Genomic DNA, 1,772 nt, shown 5'->3' with positions numbered 1-1,772 from the left:
CGCATTATCTGGCCCATCCGGGTCAGGATCGATGCAAGGTTCCACTGCGATGTCTTGTGTGTCAGGGCACGGATCTTCGCCTTCACCGACCGGACCGCTTGCTCGGAGATGAAGGTGTAGACGTACCACTTGTTCGTGCCCCTCTTGCGTTTCCACCGGATGCGGAAGCCGAGGAAGCAGAACCCGTCGCTCATGTGGACCACCTGTGTTTTGACTGGTGACAGCCGTAACCCCATCGGGGCCAACACGTGGGCGACGTCTTCGTGTAACGCTTCAGTGTCCTCACGCGAACCATGCACCAAGATCACAAAGTCGTCGGCGTAGCGAGTGATCCGCCACGTCGGTGCTCCCTTGGAGCGACGGTAGTATCGCTTCCCAGGAGTGGACATCGACCCGCCAGGCTTCCACGGCTCCATCACGTGCTCATCAAGCGCGGACAGAGCAATGTTAAAGATCAACGGAGACAGAATGCCGCCCTGTTGTGTGCCGGTGAGAGTCTCGCGGTGCTCGCCGTGTTCGGTGAGCACCCCGGCCTTGAGGAACGCCTTCAGCAAAGCCAGCACACGCTTGTCCTTGACTCGCCTCCGTACCCGATCCATAGCGAAGGAGTGCGAGAGGTTGTCGAAGGCCGCCTCGATGTCCGCGTCCAGCACCCACCGATAGCCTCGGGTGCCGAAATGGTGAATCTCGGCGATCGCGTCGTGTGGCCGCCGTCTGGGTCGGAACCCGTAGGAGACCGGCTCGAAGTCGGCCTCGAAGATAGGATCCAGCACCAGCTTCAGCGCCGCTTGAACGACCCGGTCCGCAATAGCTGGAATTCCTAGCTTGCGGATCTTCCCTGACCCACCCGATTTGGGGATCTTGCGTTCCCGCACCGGTAGCGGCCGGAACGAGCCACCCTTCACGGAGGCCCGCAGGTCGTCCAGGAACCCGGGGACCCCGACCTGTTCCTCGACGCTGGTGACCGTCACGCCATCAACGCCGGGGGTACTGGCGCCCCGGTTACCCGCGACCCGATCGAACGCCACGATCAGCGTAGCCGGGTCGTACACGAAGTTGAACAAGTCATCGAACCGGCGGCCTGGATCGGCCACCGCCCAACGGTGAAGCTTGGCCTGCATCTCCGATACCCTCGCCCACGACCCCGCAGGTCTTGAACTCGGAGCATCGCCATTCAGCGACGCATCTTCCGGCATTACAGCATCCAGTCCTTCTCGATTCCGCTGCCGCCCTTCCCCATGTGCGTGGGCTTTCCCCAGCTCGGAGTACTACGGCGGCTCCGCCCCGTCCCCGGCCGATCGGCGGTCGATGCGCCCAGCCCCACCCATCCCGTTGGCCACGAGCGGCAGGGCAAGACCCGGAACGGTTCCCGTGTTCACAGTGATTCGCTCGACAGAGTAGGAGCCCGACTATGCCCCTGCGGCCTCGCTGCGAGTACGCCGCAGTCTTTCCTCGCAGCCTTCCTGGCAGCTCATGCCCACCGCCTCGGAAGTTCCCCGTCCGCACAACTGCGGCGGGTACGCACCGCTCCTGGCCCAGATCCACCAGATTTCGAGCCAGTGTCGCATAAAGGGGGTGTCACACGCCGGTTCCTCGCGTACTCCTCTCCATCCCGCTCGCCGAACCCGTACCATCTGGCAGTGCTGGCACGTCCCGGCTTTGTCAGGGCTGCTCCCACCCTCCCCGGCACCACCCGGATCAGGCTGCCCTCAGCTCCACCGCCCCGCTGCGACGGGATCAGCGGCGAAGGTCTCTCACCTCCACTCGAACCA

At 63.7% G+C, this 1,772-nt stretch carries 1 protein-coding gene; it reads right to left on the bottom strand.

Going from position 1 to position 1,772, the window contains the following annotated elements; all coding sequences use genetic code 11:
• Positions 1-1,121: group II intron reverse transcriptase/maturase (gene ltrA, locus AB1460_RS37265; protein WP_368967249.1), on the bottom strand; the 1,121-nt coding region annotated here is incomplete at its 3' end.
• Positions 1,122-1,772: the final 651 nt, after the last annotated feature.

The sequence above is a fragment of the Parafrankia sp. FMc2 genome (genome assembly GCF_041008525.1).
Classification (GTDB): Bacteria; Actinomycetota; Actinomycetes; order Frankiales; family Frankiaceae; genus Parafrankia.
This window is presented reverse-complemented; position numbering and strand designations above follow the sequence as displayed.